The organism is Salipiger sp. PrR007, from assembly GCF_010499845.1.
Taxonomy (GTDB): domain Bacteria; phylum Pseudomonadota; class Alphaproteobacteria; order Rhodobacterales; family Rhodobacteraceae; genus Salipiger; species Salipiger pacificus_A.
Window position 1 is genome coordinate 1 of record NZ_JAAGOZ010000044.1, and the last position, 20,922, is coordinate 20,922.

Consider the following 20,922-nt stretch of genomic DNA (forward strand, 5'->3'; position numbering starts at 1 on the left):
GAAGTCATCCACCGCCGCGGCCCCTGGCGTAGCTTCGAGGCCGTCGAATATGCCACGCTGGAATGGGTGGACTGGTTGTTTAATCGCATGTCCGGCGTCAAGCCTGTTCTTAGGCAGGCTGAAGGACCAGCCGCACCGTGTATCGCCTTGGCAGACGTCGAAGGATTTTCGTAGCCATTGGATTTCGCACGAGGGGAAGATCGTCTGCCGGGAGCGGGGTTGTTTCCGCGGTCGGCAAAAGCCGCCGCATGATGGTCTTCGCGGGAATGGCCTTCCTATGTTCAACACGCAGCATCCGAAGAACTGCATCCAGTCTAAACGGAATGGCCAGATCCACGTCCGCGGCAGGGATGTCCCGCGTGTCGATCGTCAACGCGCTTGAGTGGTCGGCGCGCCAGGTCTGATCTATTCGGGAGCGCCGGCCAGCTTGTTGAAAGGCTCTCCCGTCTTCAGCATGCTGTGCATGATCACGGCCAACTTGCGCGCCACCGCGACCGCCGCGCGCTTGATACCAAGTCGCTCTCGAAGCCTGAGGCCCCAATCCTTGAGACTGCTATCATGCTGGGACTTGGTCCGCGTAAGCATCACCACCGCTGCCTCGTAAAGAAGGCTGCGCAGGTGACTGTCTCCCCGTCGCGAGATATGCCCATCGTAGTCTATTTCTCCGGACTGATAGCGCCGTGTAGTCAACCCGAGCCAGGCACCGACGGAACGTGAACGTTTGAAGTGGCCCGGGTCCTCAATCGCCGCCGAGAACGACAGCGATGTGATGGCGCCGATGCCAGGAATGGTCATCAAGAGTTGCGACGCCTTGTTATTCCGCGCTGCTGCCAGCAACTGGCGGTCAAGATTGTCGATGTGCCTGCGAATGTCCCGCCACGCATCGAGCAGCGGCAGTACGATCTTTGCCAGACTGTCATTTCCGCCAAAAAGTTCCCGGACGTGCCCCTCAAACACCCGTCCTTTGCTCCTGGGCACGATAAGACCAAATGTCTTCATGACCCCACGGATCTGGTTGCTGAGCTGGATCGACATGCCGCAAACCTGCTTGCGGACGCCGATCAAAGTGCGCGTCAACATGGCGTCGAAGCTCTTGACACGAACGGCCTTAAAAAAGCCTGCCTCAGCCAATTGGGCCAAGCCGTCAGCGTCATTGGCGTCAGTCTTGTTCAAGGTCTCATTCAATATCTTCTGGGCATGCCGCGCTTCGATGCAGATCGCTGGCAGCCCCTCGTCCGTCAGCGCATGGTAAAACCATGTCGAAAGCGGACCAGTCTCGAAAATAACGCGCTTTACCTGTGGCGCCTGCTTGCGGATAATATCTGCAAGAACTTTGGGATCTGACGGGCACTTGCCTCGCCAAACTCGCGAGCCGTCCTGCCGGATCGAGATCGCAGTATCTTTCAGAGAAACGTCCAAACCGATAAACTGCTCCATGGCTGCTCTCCATCTGATGCTTGGGCCCGGTGCTGATCGTGAGCCCGTTTTCCATCTTATCGGGGAGCAACCACCTCGCAATCGAAGCAGGATGGCGGGGGCGAGTCGCACCGCGATTACCCCATGTTCAACAACCGCCGACTTCTCGAGCCCATCGGAAACATCCCGCCAGCCGAGGCAGAAGCCAACTTCTACGCAGCTCTGGAAACTGAAGACAAGGCCGCGTAACTAACGACAATCAGCCTCCGGCAAACCCGGGGCGGTTCACCCCGGCCTCAAGGCGGCAGCATGATCACCAGGCAAGCTTAGCAGCGCCGCAAAACTGTCCGGAAAATGGGGACCACCTCACACCTCCCTAAAATGCGCGACTCAAATTCGCTCAAAGAATGTGCGAAATGTGCATGCTCTACCTTGACGGGTCAAGCCTGCAAGACATATTCCCAATACTGCATAATCAGGCTTGCGGGGCATCGCGACCGAATCCGCAAAAAAGGCACTTCACTGACACTGTCTTCCTCGCGGATGAATGCCTCTTCATCCCAGCCCAGGAGCCACAGGGAAAACTCGACATCCTCGTCCCAGGCGACTTCGACGACAGAAGGTTGCTCTGCATTGGCGCTGGCGAGGGTGGTGATCATGTGCGCGGGATCAATGCTTGGCAGGATGGCCAGAGCCAGAAGGCTCGCGGCAAGCAGCGCGCCTCCTCACGCCGGTCCGGGAATGAGTTGCTTGGGCCGGTAGGCAAGGCGCGCCAGAAGTGGTCGGCTTTTGGGCTGCCGTGATGGCGCCGGCATCACTGCAAGCGCATCGTGAGAACGGCGGTGCAAAATTAGTCCACTGGCCGGCAATCAGTCAAGATTCGGCAACAAGGCCGTCAGAAAGCCAAGGCACAGTATTAGGGAGAAATACCCAAAGACCTGCTCCATTCCGAGTTGGTCGGCTAGAGCTCCAAGCCCCGCTGCACCTAGTGCCCCGACGCCGAAGGCAAAGCCGAACACGAAACCTGACACCATGCCGACCTTTTGTGGCAAAAGCTCCTGCGCAAAAACCACGATCGCCGAGAAGGCAGAAGACAAAACGAGCCCAACTACGATACTGAGGCCGATCGCAGCCCATAGCGATGTATGCGGGAGAACCACAGCGAACGGTAGCGCCCCCACAATCGACCCCCAGATAACTTTCTTGCGCCCGATACGGTCTCCAACGGGACCACCGAAAAACGTGCCGAGCGCAACCGCAGCGAGGAAGACGAACAGAAGCCCTTGTGCATGGGCAACTTCCATTCCGTATTTTTCGATCAGGAAAAACGCATAGTAGCTCTTGAAGGTCTCAATATAGACGAACTTGCTAAGTAGCAGCGCACTAAGAACTGCGAAGGCAACCAGAAGCCTTGCGCGGGAGAGGCGGGGCCCGATTGTTGGCCGCACCCCCGAGCTTTGCGTCATGCGCTGGTGGTTCGTAAACCAACGTGCGATCCACAGCAGTATCATGACCGCTACAACAGCAAGGAGCCCAAACCAAGCAGTCGTGGCCTGTCCGAACGGCAACACAATGAGAGCAGCAGCGAGCGGCCCTAAAGCAGTCCCCGCATTTCCTCCGACCTGAAAGCTGGACTGGGCGAATCCAAAGCGTCCTCCGGACGCCATTCGGCAAACTCGCGAAGCTTCGGGATGAAACAGTGCCGACCCGAAACCAAGAGTGGCAGAAGCCAGCAATAGCCCTGCAAACGACCCGGCCGTCGCGAGCAACACCACGCCGAGCGCGACCGCGGCCATGGACACCGCAAGAGAATAAGGACGCGGACGCAAATCTCCGTAAAGTCCCAGAATGGGCTGCAAGATGCAGGCGGTGATCTGCTGAGCAAGCGTCAGGAGCCCAAGTTGGAAGTAGCTCAGCGCGTATTCTCCCTTCAGCACCGGGTACAATGCGGGCAGGAGGAACTGGATCAGATCATTGATCAAATGCGTACCGCTCACTGCGAGGATAACCGCATAAGAAGTTGAGATCATGGCAGGGCGCTGCGCTATCATAGAAGCCTCGACAAGACAGAAGATCGGATAGAACCGATGAATGCAAACTGGGATCAGTTTACATGCTACAGGCGAGACTTCGCGCTAGATCGGATGACAGGAGGCTTTAGAAAAGCTAAACTCTGAGAATGCAAAAAAAACTGCGACACCTACCTCCCTTGAATGCTTTGCGCACGTTTTCGGTTGCGGGCCGGCTCCTGAACTTCCGGGAGACTGCCGAGGAGCTTGGAGTCTCCCAAGGCGCAGTTGCTCAGCAGATAAAAATTCTGGAGGGACATATGGGCATGCCACTCTTCACACGTTTACCGCGAGGCGTGGCCCTCACCCTCGATGGGGCTACCTATCACAAGGAAATACAGCGCGCTTTTGGTATCATGCGTGAAGCGACTGATCAGCTACTAGAAAGCGGCAAGTCGCTGACCATCAGCGTGACGCCGACCTTTGCAACGAAACTTTTGATCCCAAACTTACCATCTCTCAACGCAGCACTGCCCGGTATAGAAATCCGGACTATTGCGACAGTCTCGATTACAGATTTTGACCGGGATCAAGTTGACATTGCCGTAAGGGAAACAAGTCCCCCGTTTCCCGCAAACCAAGAAGCCAAGCTGCTCTTCAATCAGGACTGGATTCTCGTCGGCAATCCACATTTGCTAAACGGGTTACCGCGTCCTTTGAAACCTGAAATCATTCAGAAATTGCCTCTGCTTCACGACTCATATCAACACTGGAATGCGTACCTCAATACAGAAGCCAGATTGCCGGGACCACGTTTCAACCAGATATCTTTAGCGCTTGACGCAGCATTGGCGGGTCAAGGGTTAGCAATCGCGAGTCGGTCGTTTGTGCGCAGCGATCTCCTTGCCGGCCGCCTCATTGAGGCCGGACAAGCCGGATATGAAACTGATACCGGATACTATTTAGTGAGGAAGAAAAAACGGCAGCCCTCGCGCACTATCGACGCGGTTTGGTGTTGGTGCCTTGATACCTTTTCACGGCGTTGAAGTATGGGTCGGGTAGACCCTCCTTGCAGCAATTGGGCGCCCAACTGGCCCAAAAAATCTGACGGCGGACACCGTAATGTCAGGTATAACCATGTTTCCTCCTGGAGTTACCTCCGGCAATCTCAGAACTCTTCTCGAGATGTCCCTGGGAGATCGCTGTGCATATAGCCCCCACGAACCGCCCGGAGCTAAGGGCGGGAAGCAGAAGAAACCGAAACTTGATCTGATACCTGACCATAGATTGATCGTTGCTTGCCGCCCGACGGGTGTCAATCCCGGCGCACTGACCGCGCTCGCGGCGTGACAGGAAAGCTTCCCCGCGACAGCACCTCTCCCTCTTCGTCGACAACCAGGCGGAACGCGCGGTCGGCGCGATAGAAGGTCATACGCCAACGTCCTTCGTCTTCGCCCGCCCCGCTCTCGGAGCGGCTGCTGATGAGACCGTTCCGCATCTCCTCCCGGACCTGCTCTTCCGTGATCTTGAAAGCTCGCGCGATGGTGGCTGCCTCCACAACGAACCCACTGTCGGTTTTGGATACTTCGCTCATCGCACCATCTCCCGTCTCCTGATCCCGCACCGATCGCCGCCAGTCTGGCTTTGCGCGGCTTCGCCCGATTGCGCTCGACTTCAATAGGTATCTATAATACCACTTGCAGGGCATGCCCCGTCAATACAACTGTGAACAAGGTGCCCCACCGATGTCATCTATCCAGACTTCCTCATCGCGCAGCCTCTCCGCGCGACCGGCGATCACAGCCGCTCTCGAGGCACGGACCGGGCTCGATGACGAAGTGCTGCGCGAGTTGGTTCATGCCTTCTATGGCAAGATCCGCAACGACTCGGTTCTCGGCCCTATCTTCGCGGCGCGCATCGATGACTGGCCGCCGCATCTGGATCGGATGACATCCTTCTGGTCCTCCGTTGCCCTGATGACAGGCCGCTATCATGGCGCCCCGGTGCCCAAGCACGTCGGTTTGCCGATTGACTGGAGCCATTTCGAGCGGTGGCTCACACTCTTTCGTGAGACCGCAACGGAGATCTGCACACCCGCTGGCGCCGCCCATGTCATCGAGCGGGCCGAACGCATCGCCCGGTCGCTCAACTTCGCGGTCGAGGATGCCAAAGGCACCGGCATCCCGAAACTGGTTTGAGGCCGGCATGGCGAAGCATTCCGACATCGACATCGCGCGCGTTCACGACGAGACGTTCGGCACGGACCGCGCGAGGCTGCTGGTGGATCGGATCTGGCCGCGAGGAATATCGAAGGCAGATCTCGGACTCGATGACTGGCTCAAGGACATCGCGCCGACCACCGAGCTCAGGAAATGGTTCAACCACGACCCGGACAAATGGGGCGAATTCCGTAACCGTTACCTGCACGAACTGGCTGGCAACACGGACGCCGTTGACCGCTGCCTCGCATGGTGCCGAGCTGGCCCCGTCACCCTTCTCTTTGCTGCGAAGGACCGGGAACACAACCAGGCGGTGGTGCTGCGGGATTTTCTGAAACAGCGTCTCACGGGGGATACCACATGAATGCCGATCTGGGGTCCCTTCGCACCCCCCTGTGCGATCTGCTGGGATGTGAGTATCCTCTTATCCTGGCCGGGATGGGAGGTGTCGCGCGCGCCGAACTGGCCGCTGCGGTCGCCAATGCGGGCGGCTTCCCGACGCTGGGGATGGTGCGCGAGGCGCCATCGCTCATCATTTCGGAAATCGAGGCCTACCGCCGGCTGTCAGACCGCCCCTTCGCGGTCAACCTCATCCCGGCAGCCACGGAGCCCGACTTGCTGCATCAGCAGATCGAAACTTGCCTTGCGATGGAGGTGGCGGTCTTTTCGTTCTTTTGGGACGTCGTGCCCGAGGCTGTTTCCCGGGTGAAGACCGCAGGCGGTCTTCTGCTGCACCAAGTGGGCACGCTGCGCGCGGCAAGGGAGGCCGAAGCCGCCGGTGCGGATGTGTTGATCGCACAAGGGCAGGATGCGGGAGGTCACGTGCACGGGCGCACCCCGACATTCGACCTGCTCCCGGCCGTGCTGGAAACCACGGCCCTGCCGGTTGTTGCCTCGGGCGGCATCTGCACCGGGCTGGCGCTGGCCGAGGCGTTGGCGATGGGGGCGCAGGGCGTGCAATGCGGCACTGCCTTCCTCGCCACGCAGGAATCCTTCGCCCATGACTGTCACAAGCGGCGCATCATCGATGCAGGGCCGCAGGACACGGTCTTGACCGATGGTTTCGTGTTGAACTGGCCCAAGGGGTCGGCCGTGCGCGTCCTGCGCAACAGCGTTACCGACGGCTTCGGCACGGATCTGATGGGCCACGATCCCGACGCGATCCCCCGCGAGGTCATCGCCCATGACGACGACATTCCACGCCTACGCCAGAGTACGGATTCACCGCTGCGCACGACGACGGGCGCGCTGGAGCAGATGCCGCATTACGCCGGTACCGGTTTGGGGGAAATCGTCGAGATCGTGCCAGCCGCGCGCCGGCTGCTCGACCTTTGTACCGAGGCGGCGGCGCTTCGCGGCATCGCCGGACGGGCGCAGGCCCCGGGCGGGGGCGCAGCATGACCATCCTACTGCTTCTCATCCCCGTGACGCTGGCGATGGGCGCTGTCGGACTCGGCGCGTTCTTCTGGACGATGAGACACGACCAATTTGACGATCCGGAAGGCGATGCCCGCCGGATCCTTCAGACGGAGGACCGTCCGTTGCCGCCAAGACATAGAACCGACCGGGAGGTTGCCAGATGATGGAGCGGTTGACAGGTGCCGAACGCCAGATCGCATTGATGATTTGTGTCGTCATGGCGATTGTCGGGCTGGTGATGGCCGCAGCGGGTCACAGCGATCCGTTGGGGATCCACGGCGCGATTGTACTGGTTGCAGCCGCTATCATGACCTGCTTCGTCCTGCGTGCGATTGGCGAGCCCGAACCGGCCGAGGACCGCACGAACAGCTACTACGACGATCCGACCAAGGCCGGGCTGGTGATCGCTCTGTTCTGGGCCGTCGTCGGTATGGGCATGGGGGTCTGGGTCGCGGCGCAACTTGCCTGGCCCGATCTGCGCTTCGACGCGGCGTGGTCGAGTTTCGGCCGCATCCGCCCCGTTCACACATCCGGGGTGATATTCGGATTCGGTGGCAATGCTCTCATCGCCACCTCCTATCACGTCATGCAACGCACCAGCCGGGCCCGTCTCGCCGGACATGTCTCACCGTGGTTCGTGCTACTGGGCTTCAACCTCTTCTGTATTATCGCCGCCTCAGGCTACCTGATAGGCGTTACCCAGTCCAAGGAATACGCCGAACCGGAATGGTATGCCGACATATGGCTAGTGATCGTCTGGGTGGTCTACTTTGTGCTCTACATCCGCACACTTGCGCGCCGCAACGAGCCGCATATCTACGTCGCCAACTGGTATTACCTCGCCTTCATCCTGGTCGTGGCCATCCTGCACATCGTCAACAACCTCGCCGTGCCCGCCAGTCTAACAGGAGCAAAGAGCTACTCGGCCTTCGCGGGCGTCCAGGACGCGATGACGCAATGGTGGTATGGCCACAACGCGGTCGCCTTTTTCCTGACCGCAGGCTTCCTCGGTATGCTCTACTACTTCCTGCCCAAGCGGGCGGAGCGGCCGATTTACTCCTACCGCCTGTCGATCCTGTCGTTCTGGGGCATCGTGTTCTTTTACATCTGGGCCGGCTCGCATCACCTGCACTACACTGCCCTGCCGCAATGGGTGCAGACGCTGGGCATGACCTTTTCGGTCATGCTGCTGGTACCCTCCTGGGCCAGTGCGGGCAACGCGCTGATGACGCTGAACGGTGCTTGGCACAAGGTGCGCGACGATGCCACGCTGCGCTTCATGATGGTGGCGGCGGTGTTCTACGGGCTGTCCACCTTCGAGGGCTCGTTCATGGCGGTGCGCGCGGTCAATTCGCTGTCGCATTACACCGACTGGACCGTGGGCCACGTCCATGCCGGCGCGATGGGCTGGGTGGCACTGATCACCTTCGGCTCGATCTACTCCGTTGTCCCACTGCTGTGGAAGCGCGAGACAATGTATTCCTGGAAGCTGGTGGAGTGGCACTTCTGGCTCGCGCTGTCGGGCACGGTGATCTACGTCTTCGCGATGTGGAACAGCGGCATCATCCAAGGGCTAATGTGGCGCACCTACACCGAGAGCGGCACGCTGGCCTATTCCTTCACCGACACGCTGGTCGCGATGCATCCCTATTACGTCGCGCGGGCCTGCGGTGGTGCCCTGTTCCTGACCGGCGCGATCCTGGCGGCCTACAACGTCTACATGACGATCCGGCACGCCCCTGAAAAACACCCGGAACGCGACTACCCCACCTCGTCCGAAGCGGCCGAGCCTGCCGTTCCGGCAGCGGAGTGACCTGATGTTGCGCAAGATCCTCTCCCCCTTCGCCCGACTGTTCGAGTTCCACGCCCGGACCCACTACCGCACCGAGCGGCACTCGATGGCCCTGACCCTCGGGATCATCGTCGCCGCCGGGGTGGGTGGGTTCGTCGAGATCGCGCCGCTCTTCACCATCGACGAAACGGTCGAGGCCGCGCCCGACATGCGGCTCTACACTCCGCTCGAACAGGCCGGGCGCGACATCTACATCCGCGAGGGCTGCTATGCCTGTCACAGCCAGATGATCCGCACGCTTCAGGACGAGGTGGACCGCTACGGGCCCTACTCGCTAGCGGTGGAATCGCAGTATGATCACCCGATGCTCTGGGGCTCCAAGCGAACGGGTCCGGACCTCGCGCGGCTGGGCAACAAGTATTCCGACGACTGGCATGTGCGCCACCTGGTCGATCCGCGCGCCGTGGTGCCGGAATCGGTGATGCCGCAATACGCCTTCCTGCTGGATACCACGCTCGAGACAGAGAGCCTGCCGGACCGCCTCGCGGCGCTGCGGGCTGTGGGCGTGCCCTACAGCGACGAACAGATCGCCAATGCCGATGCCGACGCGCGCGGACAGGCCCGGCCCGACACCGACGCAGCCGACGGGGTAAGCGAGCGATACGGAGACGCGACCAGCGTCCGCCACTTCGACGGGCAGCGGGACCGCGTCACGGAGATGGATGCTCTGGTGGCCTACCTCCAGATCCTCGGCGGGCTCACGGATGCCGCCTTCGCAAATCAGCCACTCGGGGAGGACTGAATTGATGGACCTTACCCATGATCTGACCTCGGTGATCGCCAAGTCCTTCGGGCTGTTCTACCTCATAGCCCTGTCGGTGGGGATCACCATCTACGCCTATTGGCCGTCGCTGGGCAAACGCTTCGACAAGGCCGCGAACAGTATTCTGGATGACGAGGACGGACCATGTCGGTAAAGGAACGCGACCCACTGACCGGCCACCAGACGACGGGCCACGAATGGAACGGCATCACCGAGCTGAACACACGCGTGCCGCGGGCGGTGTGGTTCTTCATCATCGTCACGCATATTTGGGCGCTGGTCTACTGGGTGCTCATGCCGGCCTGGCCTCTGGTGAATACCTATACCCGCGGGCTGCTGGGCATTGATCAGCAGGAACAGGTGGAAGAGCGCGTGGCTGCCGCGGATGCCGCCCGTGGCGTCTGGGCGGACCGGATCGCCGCGCTTCCGCTGGACAGAATCCGTGACGACACCCTGCTGATGACCCACATCGACCAGACCGCACCCGCACTCTTCGGTGACAATTGCGCAGCCTGCCACGGAAGCCGCGCCGAAGGCGGCCCCGGTTATCCCTCTCTGGTCGATGACGCGTGGCTCTGGGGCGGCGACGACGAGACGATCCTCGAAACCCTGCGTGTCGGCATCAATGCCCCGCATCCCGACACGCGCTATGCCGAGATGCTCGCCTTTGGCCGAGATGGCATGCTCGACCGGGATCAGATCCGCGTCGTGGCGGACTACGTGCAGTCGCTGGCGGGTCTCGACAGCGGTGCCTCGCCCGAGCGGCTGGAAGAAGGCGCCATGCTTTTCGCCGACAATTGCTCCAGCTGCCATGGCGAGGATGGGGCGGGCATGTACGACCTCGGGGCCCCGAACCTCACGGACAGCCACTGGATCTACGGCGGCACAGATCAGGCGCTGTTCGAGACCATCTATGGCGGCCGACAGGGCTGGATGCCCGCATGGGAAAACCGCCTGACAGAGGCGCAGCGCAAGATGCTTGCCATTTACATCACCTCGCTGGCCGATGGAGGCCCGGAATGACCATTGAGCGGCCCCGAGTTCTGGCGATCTCCGCCGCGTTTCTGGTCGTGGCCATCTTCGTGGGCGCCAACATCCATCTCGTCTCGGTCTCGCTGTCGTCGCAACCGAGCTGCGTTGAAACCGCCAAGGAAGGCGCCGGCACCTACCGCCCGGCGAAACCGTCATGCTGAGCCAGAACAACGTCCCGCCGCCGCCCGATAATCCGCACGCCGGGGGCGTCATTCCGAAGGTGGTCCCGCCCCTTGCGCGCCCGAGCCCGCACGCCCGCGATCTCCCGTGGCGCACCGCCTTCACATGGCTGCGGGCCGGGTGGCGCGATCTCTGGACCCATCCGCTTCCAAGCCTGATCTACGGCCTCGGCGTTTTCCTCGTCTCGGTCGCCGTGGTCTGGTTTCTGTTCCACTTGGATTTTGACTATGCGCTGTTCCCGGCACTCGCAGGTTTCATGGTGGTCGGGCCGCTGATCGCCGGCGGGCTCTACGAGAAGAGCCGGCGACTGGAGGCAGGCGAGCCGGTCGGCTTCGGGCCAATGCTGTTCGTCCGGCTTCGGTCCGGCGGTGCCGGTGTCTTCATGGGGGTCATGCTGCTGGGGCTCTTCCTGCTGTGGATGCGCGCGGCGGTCCTGATCTATGCGCTCTTCTTCGGCATGGTGGCCTTTCCCGGCACCGAGGAGATCGTTCCAATGCTTCTCCTGACTCCGACTGGCTGGGCCCTGCTGCTCGCCGGGTCTGCCGTCGGCGCGCTCTTTGCCGCCTTCTCCTTCGCCATCAGCGTCTTCGCCTTTCCGATGTTGCTCACGGAACGGACCGACGCGCTCTCTGCGCTCGGGATCAGCATGGCGATGGTCTGGAATAACCTTGGGGTCATGATCGCATGGGGCGCCATCGTGGTGGCGCTGTTCGTCCTGTGCCTGCTCACGGCCGGGCTGGGGCTGATCCTTGTGTTTCCATTGCTGGGACATGCGACGTGGCATTGTTACCGAGCCATCCGCTCCGACGATGCCGCCGCGCATGAGGATGATCGCATGTTCATTCGTCCGGCCTGATACTCCATCGGCTAAGCTGCTGAAGCCTGCGACCTGATGCGAGACCGGTCGCGGCAAGGCAAATGTCTGGGACATCGCCAGTGCTGCACCCGAAACCGATTGTCGTCGGCCTTGGAACAAACGCAGCGCAGCTAACACTCACCGCGCCCACAGCCGCACAGCATCCCCTTCGACTCGATCCTGCGGGACAACGGTTTGCACGCCGGTCGAGGATCAAATAGCTGATGAGCAAATGGGCGCTTCTGATGCTGATGCACACACTTTATGCACCCAGCCAGCACTCCCCTTAATGCGACGAGACACATGAAGAATATCGACGAAAAGCTACAACCGATCCTTGCCGAAGTGGCGAGGCGCAATGCCGGCGAGCCGGAATTTCACCAAGCTGTGCAGGAGGTGATGGAAAGCCTCGGGCGCGTCGTGGCAAAGCACCCTGATTATCTCGAACAAGCGCTCATAGAGCGGATCTGCGAACCCGAGCGCCAGATTATCTTTCGCATCCCTTGGGTTGATGACCAAGGGAATGTCCAGATCAATCGAGGATTTCGCGTCCAGTTCAACTCGTCCCTCGGCCCCTACAAGGGAGGGATGCGCTTCCACCCATCCGTCAATCTGGGGATCATCAAGTTTCTCGGCTTCGAGCAGACCTTCAAGAATGCCCTGACCGGCCTGCCGATCGGTGGCGGAAAAGGCGGAACGGATTTCGACCCCAAGAACAAATCCGATGGCGAGATCATGCGCTTCTGCCAATCTCTCATGACCGAACTGCACCGCCATCTGGGCGAGCAGACGGATGTGCCGGCCGGCGATATCGGCGTTGGAGGACGTGAAATCGGATACATGTTCGGGCAATACAAGCGGCTGACAAACCGTTATGAATCCGGCGTGTTTACCGGCAAGGACATCGCCTACGGTGGATCCCGAGCCAGGACAGAGGCTACTGGCTTCGGCAACACATATTTTACCAAGGCGATGCTTGAAACGCGCAAGACCGACTTCGATGGCAAGCGCGTAGTGGTGTCGGGCGCTGGCAATGTCGCCATCCATACCATCGAAAAGGTGCAATCCTTTGGTGGCAGGGTCATCGCCTGTTCGGATTCAAGCGGCTACATCATAGATCAAGCGGGGATAGACCTTGCCCTGCTTCAGGAGGTCAAGTCCGTACGCCGCGAGCGAATTTCGGAGTATGCCCGGTTGCGTGGGGACGGGGTTCATTTTGTGCCTGTCGGGAAAGGCTCTGTCTGGGATCTACCCTGTGACGTGGCAATGCCCTCGGCCACCCAGAATGAACTGACGGGCAAGGACGCAAAATCACTGGTCAAGAACGGCGTTCTGGCTGTCGGCGAAGGCGCGAACATGCCCTGCACCCCCGAGGCGATCCGCATCCTGCGCGAGGCCGGCATTCTGTTCGGGCCCGGCAAGGCTGCGAACGCTGGGGGCGTTGCAACGTCGGCACTGGAAATGCAGCAGAACGCCAGCCGTGATCGCTGGAGCTTTGAGCAGACCGAACAACGGTTGGCACAGATCATGAAAAGCATCCACGACAGATGCGCCGAAACTGCCGATGAATATGGTGCGCCCGGAGACTATGTCCTGGGCGCGAACATCGCCGGTTTCGTGCGGGTTGCGAAAGCCATGCGGATGCTAGGCGTGATCTGAGACAATCCCCTCGGTCATCGAAAGACGAGGGCGATCTCTTCCTTGCTCAGCAGCTTCCATCGACCGGGAGCCAGGGTGTCGAGCAGGCAAAGATCGCCCAGGTGTTCACGTCGCAGAGCTTCGACGAAGTTGCCGGTGGCGGCGAACATGCGGCGAACTTGGTGGTATCGGCCTTCCGTCACGGTGATCAGGGCTTCGGTTTCCGAGATGATCTCCAACACCGCCGGTTCCAGAGGTTTGTCATCGCCTCTGAGCGTGAGTCTGCCAGACGCAAACAGTGCGGTTTCCGTGCCATCGAGTGGACGGGCAAGCGTGGCGCGGTAGGTTTTGCTGAGCCGGCTTCTGGGGCTGCTGATACGATGCAGAAGGTCACCGTCGTCGGTCAGAAGCAAAAGGCCGGTGGTCTGTTTGTCCAAACGCCCAATGGTTGAAATGGCGGGCTTGCGGCGTCGCCAGCGAGCAGGCAGCCTGTCATAGACAAGTTCGCCTGCCTCCTTGTGCGAGCAGGTCACGCCCAGGGGTTTGTTCATCATGACGACCAGGCCGGCAGGCGGATCAAGCGGCTTGCCCGCGACCGTCATGCGGCGGGGCAGGTCCGCGCTGACAGGGATTCGAACGGAGGCGTCCAGAATCTCAGCCTGATCGAAGACAATGCCACCAGCCCGCGCCAGCCGCGCGATGTCTTTGCGGGCACCATATCCCATCGAGGACAAGAGCTTGTCTACACGTGTGAATGAACTGCTGGACAAATCCGGTGATCCTCGTAAGCGAAATGCACCACGACGGGTTCTTGCGGCTCTATCGCCATGATCGGTCCCATCCGGAAAGTCCAGTTTGTATGCTGGAGAATGACCGGCTTTCGCTCCATCGGAACGATAGTTTTGGGAGTCGGAGGGTGATAGCCCAGAGCGCCATAGGATCGCTTGGTGTTGTGGTGTTTCCTTCTTCACTCGATCGGAGCCAGCGCTTGGCTGGGGCTACAGAAGATTCCTCAGCTGAACACTTTTCCCCGGACCGGGCATTGAAGTTCTCGCAGCATCCGTTCTCCCGAGGTAAACCCGTTTCGGTGTAGGCTGGCTCGGCCACGCAGGCCGAATCCAGTGCCTGACAGCTTAGACGATTCCCTCAACCACGAAGCGCGCGCCGCAACCTTTTGCGCTCTTCGAAGTCCTCGGTGACGTCGCGCATGATCGCCGCGACCGCCTGCAAGTCACCGTCCTCGCCGCGCAACGGGACGATGGAGAACTGGATCGAGATTTGCGCTCCGTCCTTCCGGACTGCTGGAACAGATAGCAGATCGCCTGCGCCATACTTGGTTTGGCCGGTCCGCATGGTGGCCTCGTAGCCGTTCCAGTGTCGCTCACGCAGTCGCTCCGGCGTGATGATGTCCAATGACTGACCAAGCGCCTCACCCTCTGAAAAGCCGAATATTCGCTCCGCGCCCCCGTTCCAGACGCGGATGATGCCTTTACGGTCCGCGACCACCAACGCATCGGGTATTCCCTCGAACAACTTTCGCGCAATCTGCTCCCTGTCCATCGTTAGCCTCCGACTGCGGACCCACGCTCGGTGAGTATGACATCCATCGGGATATCGTGGGGTTGCGGATAGATTGTGGGTAGCTTCGCCGCGGCGAGACCCACGCCGATGCTGAAGGGTCGCGGCGACAGCGCCGCCAGGGTTCGATCGAAATACCCTCCACCATAGCCAAGGCGATAGCCTTCGCTGTCCCATCCCATGAGAGGTGCGAGAACGACGTCCGGCATCACCTCCGGAGCGTCCCGTGGCGGCACGGGAATGTTCCAGTGTCCGCGCTCCATCCGGGTCTCCGGAGTCCACAGGCGGAACACCAAGGGCGCCGCCCGCGTCTCCACCAGAGGCAGAGCGATGCTGCGGCCAGACGCCTGCATCTCGACCATCAAAGGTCGCAGGTCCGGCTCATCCTTGATCGGCCAATAGAATGCGACGACTACGTCGCTCGGCCCGGCAGGGTGCTCCTCAAACAATCTCTCCAGGCCTGTCATCAGCGCTGCACTTGCTATTGTCCTCTGGGACGAGGAAAGCGTCCGACGCGCCTCGCGAAGCCGCTTGCGTTCAGCCGTGCGCCACCGGGCCACGTCGCGCGCTTGTTCGGGATCTACGGCCAAGGGGTCGAAATACCCAGGATCGACCTCTGCCGCCATGCAGGGCGGAGAGGCAAAGTTTCCCTCACTCTTGAAGCTGTTGGACTCATTGCCCATGTCCGAACTCCAAACTTCAGGTGTAGTCTTTTTCGCGGCAGGAGCCGTCTCTCCGCGCCGGGACTATTCACTTCTCTGGATAAGCGCCATAATAGGCACTGTAAATACCACTTCATGGATGGCAGATGCGCCTTACCTCCTGCACCGACTACGGACTCCGCATGCTGATGCGCCTCGCCAGCGCGCCGGACCGGGCTTTTTCCACGGCTGATCTCGCCGAGGAATTTCAGCTTTCCCGTAACCATCTCATCAAGATCATGCAGAGACTCGGCCGGGCCGGACTGGTGCAGACACGCCGTGGAGGCGGTGGCGGTGCAACCCTGGCCCACGCCCCCGAGGAAATCCGGTTGGGGGACGTGGTGCGAGTGTTGGAAGAGGGCCAAGCCCTTGTCGAGTGCTTTCAACCGAACAGCGGGGATTGCACGATCGACGGATGCTGTCGCCTAAAGACCCGGCTTCGGGTGGCCGAGATGGCCTTTATCGAGAACCTCAACCGTTCGACCCTTGCCGATGTTGCCCTCCCCGCACCGGAACCCGTCTGACGCGGCACCATGACGCCATGTTGGCGCACGTTAACTGAGACGGCGCGTTACACGCGCTTCCTTACCGCAGATCGGTCCGCTACTCGACGCGTCAGATCGGTTCCACGGTTTCGACCTTCATAACGTGGACAATGACAGTACTGCCGTCTTCTTTCTTTAGGGGCTCTTTTTGGTGTCTTGACATACCTAAGAGAGTTGCGCCGAGCAGAGATCCCACCGGAATACGGCCCGGCCGTTCTATTATGCTCATGGTCAAAATGCCTCTTTGTACTGAACCAGTACTTTCAGCATATGTAATGCGTTTCATAGGCAATGCGATTTGGTCGATGCCTTTGCCAACCGCTTTCCCGGCCTTTCGCATCTTGTAGCGCAGAATCCCTTCTACAAGACGCGGCATTTTCTGTGCCGCGGGGTCATCTCGGGAAAGTAGCCACTCGATGTCGGCGCGGTCAGAAGGCCGAAGGAAAAACTCGGCGTCGTTGACGTGCTTTTCTGGCGTGGTGTCGTAAGCAAAGCTATTTGGCACCCGCACATGTTGTGCGTTGGTCATGGTTATCTCCCAGGGGCTGATCTCAGCAGACCCGTTGTCTCTATCAGAATGTTCGAGAAAACCCCGGGTGGCCGTGAACGCGGTTACGCGCTCGCCGCCCGGGCAGGGAGGCGGTTCAGTAGCAGAAACCGGAAGAAGCTTTCGTTCGTAACCATGCATGTAAGCTATGCAACAAATGGATTCTGTCAACCGTCACGGGCGTGGTGCGGCGAAGTGACAAAACTATAGGATTTGGTCCTCACTGCTGCGCGACAATGAGGCCGTGGTCAGCGATCTCCTTTGGCGGGGCGTCATCCATGAGCCTCGTCCGCCTCTGCTGACGTCAGCGCCAGAAAGTCGCAGACGACGCCTTCCTCTTGATAAACTGACGCGGATTGCCGATATCTCAATCATGATCGTGTTCAGACTTCATAGGAGGTTCCTGCTCAACGCAGGAAACACACTGAACCGCCGGTAGCCCCGGGCGGGATCAGGCCGCTTGCCGGTCCGCGCCTCGGGGTCTTCTCGATCTCTTAACAGATCGATCGAAGTGACAAACGCGCCAACATGGCCGGAAGACCACGCCTGTGCGGGGTCGCCCAGAGGACGTGGTGCGTGCGTCTCGGTTCAGTTTCTTCGTCATGGAGCATGACATGTACCCCCACGTTTTTAAATCCAATACCCCTCACTTCCCTCCCGCTCGAACGGTCGCTCAGCGCAACCGAAAGCCCGGAGCGTTTCGACGTTGGTTCCGGACCGCATTCCACCACTGGCAACGCCGGAAAATGATCGAAACTCTTCGAGGCATGGATGATCGCCTGCTGCGCGATATCGGGATTGATCGCAGCGAAATCCCACGCGTCGTCGATGGTCTGACGGATCGCGAACTGAGCATGCGTCCAGTTTCTTCGGATGTGCAGGTCGATCCGCGGTGGCGCGGCGGCCGAACCGCATAGCCGGCCCTAGTCTCGAGAATGCGCACCACTGGACTGCAGTGGTGCGCAGCCTTCGCCGTGTAGTGGCTCCCTATGGAGCAATGGAAAGGAGTGACAAAATGATGATTTGCAAGGCAGATTTCGAAGAGCTGTTTCCGGAACTTTTCCGGCCAGGGATCATGGTGAGTTCGGTCGCTGAGCCGAGCGCCAAATGCCTGGCGCGTTGGGAAGACGATGGTGGTCGCACGACATCGGCAAACATCATCCCGCTGCCACACCGCAGGCCGATCCAGGAAGTTCGACGTAACTCAAACTTCGAGGCGCGCCGTCGGTGACCCCCTGTCATCGAAGTCCGCCTTGTGGATCTCGTAATCAATTCGCCTTCTTCACTTTCTCGGGCTTTGTGCATCCTAGTCAATTCCGGAACCGGCCCGGTCTCGAGGATTGACAGGGTGCTCCCAAAGACTAAGGTCTCCTCATGGTCACGGACGAAAACCTTTTCCGGTTTCTGCTTCTGAACCGCCCGGGTCCCCGGGCGGTCTGCGCATAAACGCGTCTGCGACCACCCGGGGCTTTCTCGCATCCTTGCATCTGAGAACGCGGGCTTCACCGCTCCGGGAGACACATCATGACCAATACCAGGATCACCCGCCTGCCTGCCGGCAGTGCCTTTCGATCACTCTTTGAACGCTCCGCTGTCGAGACAGGCTTTCTCCTCACTGTCGACGACCGGCTCGGTATCGAGCGCCTGCTCCGCCATCGCAGAACGAGGAATTCGCCAAACCCCCCTCTTCTGAATGGGCTGCTGCGCCACAAGCTGCGAATCTCGCGCGGAACTCTCGAGCCGGCTTCGCCTGATCTCGTCGTGGCCGGATCCCATGTCACCTACATGATCAGCGGTGAGGGCGCTCGCAGCGGCGTGCTTTCCATGAACCCCGCGCCGGTCCCGGGACATATCCTCGTTGCTTCATTGCTTGGAGCCACCCTGATCGGAATGCGAAAGCTGCAGAAGGTTCCGCTCCTGCGGGACGACGGTCAGATCGAAGTCGTCGTCGTACTGGATGTGCGTCCGTCGCCGGACCACGCCGCAGCCTGATGCTTTGATCCGTCCCTCGCGGGTCGGGGACTATGGGCACCCATAATTCACTCACACGACAAGTAGATTGAAAGGAAACTACGATGAACAAACAACGCTCCACCTCTCCCGGCATCGGTCGGCGGCCCAAGGTCGTCATAAGCGCTGACTGCCTGGGTAGGTTCGAGGCACTTGCCGAGGGCGCGATCCAGCGCAATCCGGACCTTGCTGACCGACTGCTCGGGGAAATCGGTCGGGCCCGTATCGTTCCGGCGGCGAAGCTCCCGCAGAACGTTGTGGCTATCGGGCGCGCGGTCACCTATCGCGACGAAACGACCGGCCAGGAAAAGACGGTAACGCCAGTCTTTCCGGAAGACGCCGACATTGCGCGCGGGCGGATCTCGATCCTGACACCGATCGGGGTTGCCCTGATAGGACTGGCAGAGGGCGCATCAATCCACTGGGACACTAGGGACGGAGAACGGCGGGTTCTGACCGTGCTCAACGTCGCATGCCAGGATGTCCCTGAAGGCCTGGAGGCACAATGAGCCCACATTCCCGGAGCCCTGCCGAAGCCCATGCTCTGCCCGGAAGGAGCCGCTCGATGCGCTGACGAAGCCACGATGCTCCTTCCGGGATATCGGCAATCGCCGCTTCGGCGCCTTTTTTCCCGTTGAAAGAGGATCTCATGCATCGTCACCGTCCGCATGCCTGCCCGTCCTGCAAGGCATCGCTTCCCCGCGCAGCCGCTCATCGTTGCCCCAACTGTCGGCACAATTTCGGGGGCGCTACCCCCATCATCCGAATTTCCTGTCGCGGTTGTGGCTCTGCCGTCGAGCGACATGCCGGCGCCGCGGTGACCTGCCTCCAGTGCCGGTCTCGTCGACCATCGCGGCACCAGCAACAGGGCTGCTGACATGAGACTTCTCTCACATCTCCGTCGACTGATTTGGCCTTCTATCCTGCTTCTTGTCGCCACCGGCCTGCTAATCTACGATCAGGATATTGAGCGGCGGGTCGGAATGTCTCTCCGCCTGCTTGGGGGGGTTGTCGGTTGTCTTGCTGCGGCCTGGCTCGGTAGCCGGCTTTTCGGCCTGTTCGCAGATCGCCAGAGACGCGACAAGCGTCCACACCCGCGCCTGTTTCGGGATCTCGTGGCGGTTCTGCTGTTCTTCGCCGCCATCGTGGCCTCTGCCGCGCTCTTGCTGGAACAAGGTCTCCTTGGCGCGCTTGCGGGATCGAGCTTGATACTCGCGGTGTTGGGTTTCGCGATCCGGAACGTCGTGGCCGACACGCTGTCTGGCATCGCACTGGGCGTTGAAGCACCCTACCGGATTGGGGACTGGGTCGATATCGAGCAGGTCGCACGAGGCAAGGTCATCGAGATCGGCTGGCGCACGACACGGCTCCTGACGCTGGACTCGACCTACATGATCCTGCCGAACAGCCAGATCGCGCGCCGACGCATCATCAACTACTCCGCCCCGAAACCGCAGTATCGCGCGCAGCTATCTCTGAAGCTTGCGCATGAGGTTCCCGTGGACGCCGCCAAGGAATTGATCCTTAAGGCGGTAGGCCAAGCGTGTCTGATTCAGATCGAACCGGCACCGGATGTCCGCGTCCAGGAACTGGGCAGCGACGGCAATTCCTATGCGGTCCGGTTCTGGCTGTCGCGCTTCGAACGAGACGTCGATTGCCGGGACGAGTTGCTGTCTCTGATCGATCGCGCGCTGCGACAAGCGAAAGTCCCGACCCCACGAATGCAGATCGAGCTGAATCGTCCTCACGGGAAAGCTATGCTTCCCGTCGATCATGAAACGGAGGTCGCACGGATATTCGCAGCGCCTTCCAAGACAGAGCGCATCGAGGCGTGAGGAGCGGCTGACAACTTGGAGAGAAGTCCGATGAGAAACGGCCATGGCGGCCAGCACGTGGTCCTTTCCAGCTGCTCGGGGGGCGGGAAGTCGACGTTGCTGGCCGAACTCGCGCCCAGAGGCTTCGAAACTGTCGAGGAGCCCGGCAGGAAGATCGTGTCGCGTGAGTTGAATGGTGCAGGCGTGGTACTTCCCTAGGTCGATCTCGAAGCCTTCGCAAGGGACGCCATCGACATGGCGACCGGTGTGCAGCGACACCGCTGGTGAAACAGCGCGACATTGCAGGTGGTGATTTTGGGGGAAGCGGAAGCCGGGCGTAGCC

27 protein-coding genes are annotated in these 20,922 nt (G+C 60.5%); 19 read left to right on the top strand and 8 right to left on the bottom strand.

Annotation, left to right across the window (positions count from 1 at the left end; translation table 11 throughout):
* Nucleotides 1-405 precede the first annotated feature (405 nt).
* The 3 genes from G0Q01_RS18395 to G0Q01_RS18405 form a co-directional block, all read right to left on the bottom strand.
* Nucleotides 406-1,437 carry an IS110 family transposase gene (locus G0Q01_RS18395; RefSeq protein ID WP_164213714.1) on the bottom strand — a complete coding sequence of 344 codons (1,032 nt, stop codon included), beginning with the start codon at nucleotides 1,435-1,437 and terminating at the stop codon, nucleotides 406-408.
* A gap of 419 nt (nucleotides 1,438-1,856) precedes the next feature.
* Nucleotides 1,857-2,075 carry a hypothetical protein gene (locus G0Q01_RS18400; RefSeq protein WP_164213715.1) on the bottom strand — a complete coding sequence of 73 codons (219 nt, stop codon included), beginning with the start codon at nucleotides 2,073-2,075 and terminating at the stop codon, nucleotides 1,857-1,859.
* A 210-nt stretch (nucleotides 2,076-2,285) separates the two neighbouring features.
* Nucleotides 2,286-3,446 carry an MFS transporter gene (locus G0Q01_RS18405; RefSeq protein WP_235940257.1) on the bottom strand — a complete coding sequence of 387 codons (1,161 nt, stop codon included), beginning with the start codon at nucleotides 3,444-3,446 and terminating at the stop codon, nucleotides 2,286-2,288.
* Nucleotides 3,447-3,595: 149 nt separating this feature from the next.
* Here G0Q01_RS18405 and G0Q01_RS18410 point away from each other — a divergent pair, with 149 nt between their 5' ends.
* Nucleotides 3,596-4,471: a LysR substrate-binding domain-containing protein gene (locus G0Q01_RS18410; protein ID WP_164213717.1), complete on the top strand. Its 876-nt coding sequence runs from the start codon at nucleotides 3,596-3,598 to the stop codon at nucleotides 4,469-4,471.
* Nucleotides 4,472-4,740: 269 nt separating this feature from the next.
* Here G0Q01_RS18410 and G0Q01_RS18415 read toward each other — a convergent pair whose 3' ends face one another.
* Nucleotides 4,741-5,019, bottom strand: coding sequence for a DUF6522 family protein (locus tag G0Q01_RS18415; protein ID WP_164213718.1), 279 nt, complete (start codon nucleotides 5,017-5,019; stop codon nucleotides 4,741-4,743).
* A 112-nt stretch (nucleotides 5,020-5,131) separates the two neighbouring features.
* On the opposite strand from G0Q01_RS18415, the gene G0Q01_RS18420 reads away from it, so the two are divergent.
* The 11 genes from G0Q01_RS18420 (at nucleotide 5,132) to gdhA (ending at nucleotide 13,405) form a co-directional block, all read left to right on the top strand.
* The gene (locus G0Q01_RS18420) at nucleotides 5,132-5,623 is read left to right on the top strand and encodes a group III truncated hemoglobin (RefSeq protein WP_235940260.1); all 492 of its coding nucleotides are present in this window, start codon (nucleotides 5,132-5,134) and stop codon (nucleotides 5,621-5,623) included.
* Between the two features lie 7 nt (nucleotides 5,624-5,630).
* The gene (locus G0Q01_RS18425; protein ID WP_164213719.1) at nucleotides 5,631-6,008 is read left to right on the top strand and encodes a DUF488 domain-containing protein; all 378 of its coding nucleotides are present in this window, start codon (nucleotides 5,631-5,633) and stop codon (nucleotides 6,006-6,008) included.
* The gene (locus G0Q01_RS18430) at nucleotides 6,005-7,045 is read left to right on the top strand and encodes a nitronate monooxygenase family protein (protein ID WP_092431126.1); all 1,041 of its coding nucleotides are present in this window, start codon (nucleotides 6,005-6,007) and stop codon (nucleotides 7,043-7,045) included. The genes G0Q01_RS18425 and G0Q01_RS18430 overlap by 4 nt, the downstream gene beginning before the upstream one ends.
* Complete coding sequence (gene ccoS / locus G0Q01_RS18435) at nucleotides 7,042-7,227, top strand: cbb3-type cytochrome oxidase assembly protein CcoS (protein ID WP_092431124.1); 186 nt, start codon at nucleotides 7,042-7,044, stop codon at nucleotides 7,225-7,227. Before G0Q01_RS18430 ends, ccoS begins: the two co-directional genes overlap by 4 nt.
* A complete protein-coding gene (gene ccoN, locus G0Q01_RS18440) occupies nucleotides 7,224-8,876 on the top strand; it encodes a cytochrome-c oxidase, cbb3-type subunit I (RefSeq protein ID WP_092431123.1) in 1,653 nt (550 codons plus the stop codon). Before ccoS ends, ccoN begins: the two co-directional genes overlap by 4 nt.
* A 4-nt stretch (nucleotides 8,877-8,880) precedes the next feature.
* The gene (gene ccoO, locus G0Q01_RS18445; RefSeq protein ID WP_092431121.1) at nucleotides 8,881-9,657 is read left to right on the top strand and encodes a cytochrome-c oxidase, cbb3-type subunit II; all 777 of its coding nucleotides are present in this window, start codon (nucleotides 8,881-8,883) and stop codon (nucleotides 9,655-9,657) included.
* 4 nt (nucleotides 9,658-9,661) lie between these two features.
* The gene (locus G0Q01_RS18450; protein ID WP_076534663.1) at nucleotides 9,662-9,832 is read left to right on the top strand and encodes a cbb3-type cytochrome c oxidase subunit 3; all 171 of its coding nucleotides are present in this window, start codon (nucleotides 9,662-9,664) and stop codon (nucleotides 9,830-9,832) included.
* The gene (gene ccoP, locus G0Q01_RS18455; protein ID WP_092431119.1) at nucleotides 9,823-10,701 is read left to right on the top strand and encodes a cytochrome-c oxidase, cbb3-type subunit III; all 879 of its coding nucleotides are present in this window, start codon (nucleotides 9,823-9,825) and stop codon (nucleotides 10,699-10,701) included. Before G0Q01_RS18450 ends, ccoP begins: the two co-directional genes overlap by 10 nt.
* Nucleotides 10,698-10,871: a hypothetical protein gene (locus tag G0Q01_RS18460; RefSeq protein ID WP_159441485.1), complete on the top strand. Its 174-nt coding sequence runs from the start codon at nucleotides 10,698-10,700 to the stop codon at nucleotides 10,869-10,871. The genes ccoP and G0Q01_RS18460 overlap by 4 nt, the downstream gene beginning before the upstream one ends.
* Nucleotides 10,865-11,746 (top strand): DUF2189 domain-containing protein, encoded by an 882-nt coding sequence (locus G0Q01_RS18465; protein WP_164213720.1) that lies wholly within the window; start codon nucleotides 10,865-10,867, stop codon nucleotides 11,744-11,746. The genes G0Q01_RS18460 and G0Q01_RS18465 overlap by 7 nt, the downstream gene beginning before the upstream one ends.
* 303 nt (nucleotides 11,747-12,049) lie before the next feature.
* Nucleotides 12,050-13,405 (top strand): NADP-specific glutamate dehydrogenase, encoded by a 1,356-nt coding sequence (gene gdhA, locus G0Q01_RS18470; RefSeq protein ID WP_164213721.1) that lies wholly within the window; start codon nucleotides 12,050-12,052, stop codon nucleotides 13,403-13,405.
* Nucleotides 13,406-13,419: 14 nt separating this feature from the next.
* Here the strand turns inward: gdhA and G0Q01_RS18475 are convergent, their stop codons facing one another.
* The 3 genes from G0Q01_RS18475 to G0Q01_RS18485 all read right to left on the bottom strand — a co-directional run bounded on the left by G0Q01_RS18475 (nucleotide 13,420) and on the right by G0Q01_RS18485 (nucleotide 15,645).
* Nucleotides 13,420-14,109: a pseudouridine synthase gene (locus tag G0Q01_RS18475; protein ID WP_092431112.1), complete on the bottom strand. Its 690-nt coding sequence runs from the start codon at nucleotides 14,107-14,109 to the stop codon at nucleotides 13,420-13,422.
* A gap of 421 nt (nucleotides 14,110-14,530) precedes the next feature.
* Nucleotides 14,531-14,944 carry a PAS domain S-box protein gene (locus tag G0Q01_RS18480; protein ID WP_092431111.1) on the bottom strand — a complete coding sequence of 138 codons (414 nt, stop codon included), beginning with the start codon at nucleotides 14,942-14,944 and terminating at the stop codon, nucleotides 14,531-14,533.
* Between the two features lie 2 nt (nucleotides 14,945-14,946).
* A complete protein-coding gene (locus tag G0Q01_RS18485) occupies nucleotides 14,947-15,645 on the bottom strand; it encodes a 5-formyltetrahydrofolate cyclo-ligase (RefSeq protein ID WP_164213722.1) in 699 nt (232 codons plus the stop codon).
* A 125-nt stretch (nucleotides 15,646-15,770) separates the two neighbouring features.
* On the opposite strand from G0Q01_RS18485, the gene G0Q01_RS18490 reads away from it, so the two are divergent.
* Nucleotides 15,771-16,187, top strand: coding sequence for an Rrf2 family transcriptional regulator (locus G0Q01_RS18490; RefSeq protein WP_164213723.1), 417 nt, complete (start codon nucleotides 15,771-15,773; stop codon nucleotides 16,185-16,187).
* Between the two features lie 91 nt (nucleotides 16,188-16,278).
* On the opposite strand, the gene G0Q01_RS18495 is transcribed toward G0Q01_RS18490, so the two are convergent.
* Nucleotides 16,279-16,737 carry a hypothetical protein gene (locus G0Q01_RS18495; RefSeq protein WP_143015459.1) on the bottom strand — a complete coding sequence of 153 codons (459 nt, stop codon included), beginning with the start codon at nucleotides 16,735-16,737 and terminating at the stop codon, nucleotides 16,279-16,281.
* A 632-nt stretch (nucleotides 16,738-17,369) separates the two neighbouring features.
* On the opposite strand from G0Q01_RS18495, the gene G0Q01_RS27130 reads away from it, so the two are divergent.
* The 6 genes from G0Q01_RS27130 (at nucleotide 17,370) to G0Q01_RS18525 (ending at nucleotide 20,798) form a co-directional block, all read left to right on the top strand.
* A complete protein-coding gene (locus G0Q01_RS27130; protein WP_143015458.1) occupies nucleotides 17,370-17,672 on the top strand; it encodes a DUF1127 domain-containing protein in 303 nt (100 codons plus the stop codon).
* Between the two features lie 98 nt (nucleotides 17,673-17,770).
* Nucleotides 17,771-17,986, top strand: a complete 216-nt coding sequence (locus G0Q01_RS18505) for a hypothetical protein (RefSeq protein ID WP_092567466.1) — start codon at nucleotides 17,771-17,773, stop codon at nucleotides 17,984-17,986.
* Nucleotides 17,987-18,279: 293 nt separating this feature from the next.
* Complete coding sequence (locus G0Q01_RS18510) at nucleotides 18,280-18,747, top strand: hypothetical protein (protein WP_092431106.1); 468 nt, start codon at nucleotides 18,280-18,282, stop codon at nucleotides 18,745-18,747.
* Nucleotides 18,748-18,830: 83 nt separating this feature from the next.
* The gene (gene rnk / locus G0Q01_RS18515; protein ID WP_092431105.1) at nucleotides 18,831-19,274 is read left to right on the top strand and encodes a nucleoside diphosphate kinase regulator; all 444 of its coding nucleotides are present in this window, start codon (nucleotides 18,831-18,833) and stop codon (nucleotides 19,272-19,274) included.
* A gap of 369 nt (nucleotides 19,275-19,643) precedes the next feature.
* Nucleotides 19,644-20,600, top strand: coding sequence for a mechanosensitive ion channel family protein (locus G0Q01_RS18520; RefSeq protein ID WP_164213724.1), 957 nt, complete (start codon nucleotides 19,644-19,646; stop codon nucleotides 20,598-20,600).
* Nucleotides 20,601-20,630: 30 nt separating this feature from the next.
* On the top strand, nucleotides 20,631-20,798 hold the full coding sequence (locus tag G0Q01_RS18525) for an AAA family ATPase (RefSeq protein WP_092431101.1): 168 nt from the start codon (nucleotides 20,631-20,633) through the stop codon (nucleotides 20,796-20,798).
* Nucleotides 20,799-20,922: the final 124 nt, after the last annotated feature.

Coding starts and splice junctions, on each gene's coding strand:
- G0Q01_RS18395 (WP_164213714.1), bottom strand. CDS start 1,437: ATGGAGCAGTTTATCGGTTTGGACGTTTCTCTGAAAGATACTGCGATC.
- G0Q01_RS18400 (WP_164213715.1), bottom strand. CDS start 2,075: ATGATCACCACCCTCGCCAGCGCCAATGCAGAGCAACCTTCTGTCGTC.
- G0Q01_RS18405 (WP_235940257.1), bottom strand. CDS start 3,446: ATGATCTCAACTTCTTATGCGGTTATCCTCGCAGTGAGCGGTACGCAT.
- G0Q01_RS18410 (WP_164213717.1), top strand. CDS start 3,596: ATGCAAAAAAAACTGCGACACCTACCTCCCTTGAATGCTTTGCGCACG.
- G0Q01_RS18415 (WP_164213718.1), bottom strand. CDS start 5,019: ATGAGCGAAGTATCCAAAACCGACAGTGGGTTCGTTGTGGAGGCAGCC.
- G0Q01_RS18420 (WP_235940260.1), top strand. CDS start 5,132: ATGCCCCGTCAATACAACTGTGAACAAGGTGCCCCACCGATGTCATCT.
- G0Q01_RS18425 (WP_164213719.1), top strand. CDS start 5,631: ATGGCGAAGCATTCCGACATCGACATCGCGCGCGTTCACGACGAGACG.
- G0Q01_RS18430 (WP_092431126.1), top strand. CDS start 6,005: ATGAATGCCGATCTGGGGTCCCTTCGCACCCCCCTGTGCGATCTGCTG.
- ccoS (WP_092431124.1), top strand. CDS start 7,042: ATGACCATCCTACTGCTTCTCATCCCCGTGACGCTGGCGATGGGCGCT.
- ccoN (WP_092431123.1), top strand. CDS start 7,224: ATGATGGAGCGGTTGACAGGTGCCGAACGCCAGATCGCATTGATGATT.
- ccoO (WP_092431121.1), top strand. CDS start 8,881: ATGTTGCGCAAGATCCTCTCCCCCTTCGCCCGACTGTTCGAGTTCCAC.
- G0Q01_RS18450 (WP_076534663.1), top strand. CDS start 9,662: ATGGACCTTACCCATGATCTGACCTCGGTGATCGCCAAGTCCTTCGGG.
- ccoP (WP_092431119.1), top strand. CDS start 9,823: ATGTCGGTAAAGGAACGCGACCCACTGACCGGCCACCAGACGACGGGC.
- G0Q01_RS18460 (WP_159441485.1), top strand. CDS start 10,698: ATGACCATTGAGCGGCCCCGAGTTCTGGCGATCTCCGCCGCGTTTCTG.
- G0Q01_RS18465 (WP_164213720.1), top strand. CDS start 10,865: ATGCTGAGCCAGAACAACGTCCCGCCGCCGCCCGATAATCCGCACGCC.
- gdhA (WP_164213721.1), top strand. CDS start 12,050: ATGAAGAATATCGACGAAAAGCTACAACCGATCCTTGCCGAAGTGGCG.
- G0Q01_RS18475 (WP_092431112.1), bottom strand. CDS start 14,109: ATGGGATATGGTGCCCGCAAAGACATCGCGCGGCTGGCGCGGGCTGGT.
- G0Q01_RS18480 (WP_092431111.1), bottom strand. CDS start 14,944: ATGGACAGGGAGCAGATTGCGCGAAAGTTGTTCGAGGGAATACCCGAT.
- G0Q01_RS18485 (WP_164213722.1), bottom strand. CDS start 15,645: ATGGGCAATGAGTCCAACAGCTTCAAGAGTGAGGGAAACTTTGCCTCT.
- G0Q01_RS18490 (WP_164213723.1), top strand. CDS start 15,771: ATGCGCCTTACCTCCTGCACCGACTACGGACTCCGCATGCTGATGCGC.
- G0Q01_RS18495 (WP_143015459.1), bottom strand. CDS start 16,737: ATGACCAACGCACAACATGTGCGGGTGCCAAATAGCTTTGCTTACGAC.
- G0Q01_RS27130 (WP_143015458.1), top strand. CDS start 17,370: ATGTACCCCCACGTTTTTAAATCCAATACCCCTCACTTCCCTCCCGCT.
- G0Q01_RS18505 (WP_092567466.1), top strand. CDS start 17,771: ATGATGATTTGCAAGGCAGATTTCGAAGAGCTGTTTCCGGAACTTTTC.
- G0Q01_RS18510 (WP_092431106.1), top strand. CDS start 18,280: ATGACCAATACCAGGATCACCCGCCTGCCTGCCGGCAGTGCCTTTCGA.
- rnk (WP_092431105.1), top strand. CDS start 18,831: ATGAACAAACAACGCTCCACCTCTCCCGGCATCGGTCGGCGGCCCAAG.
- G0Q01_RS18520 (WP_164213724.1), top strand. CDS start 19,644: ATGAGACTTCTCTCACATCTCCGTCGACTGATTTGGCCTTCTATCCTG.
- G0Q01_RS18525 (WP_092431101.1), top strand. CDS start 20,631: ATGAGAAACGGCCATGGCGGCCAGCACGTGGTCCTTTCCAGCTGCTCG.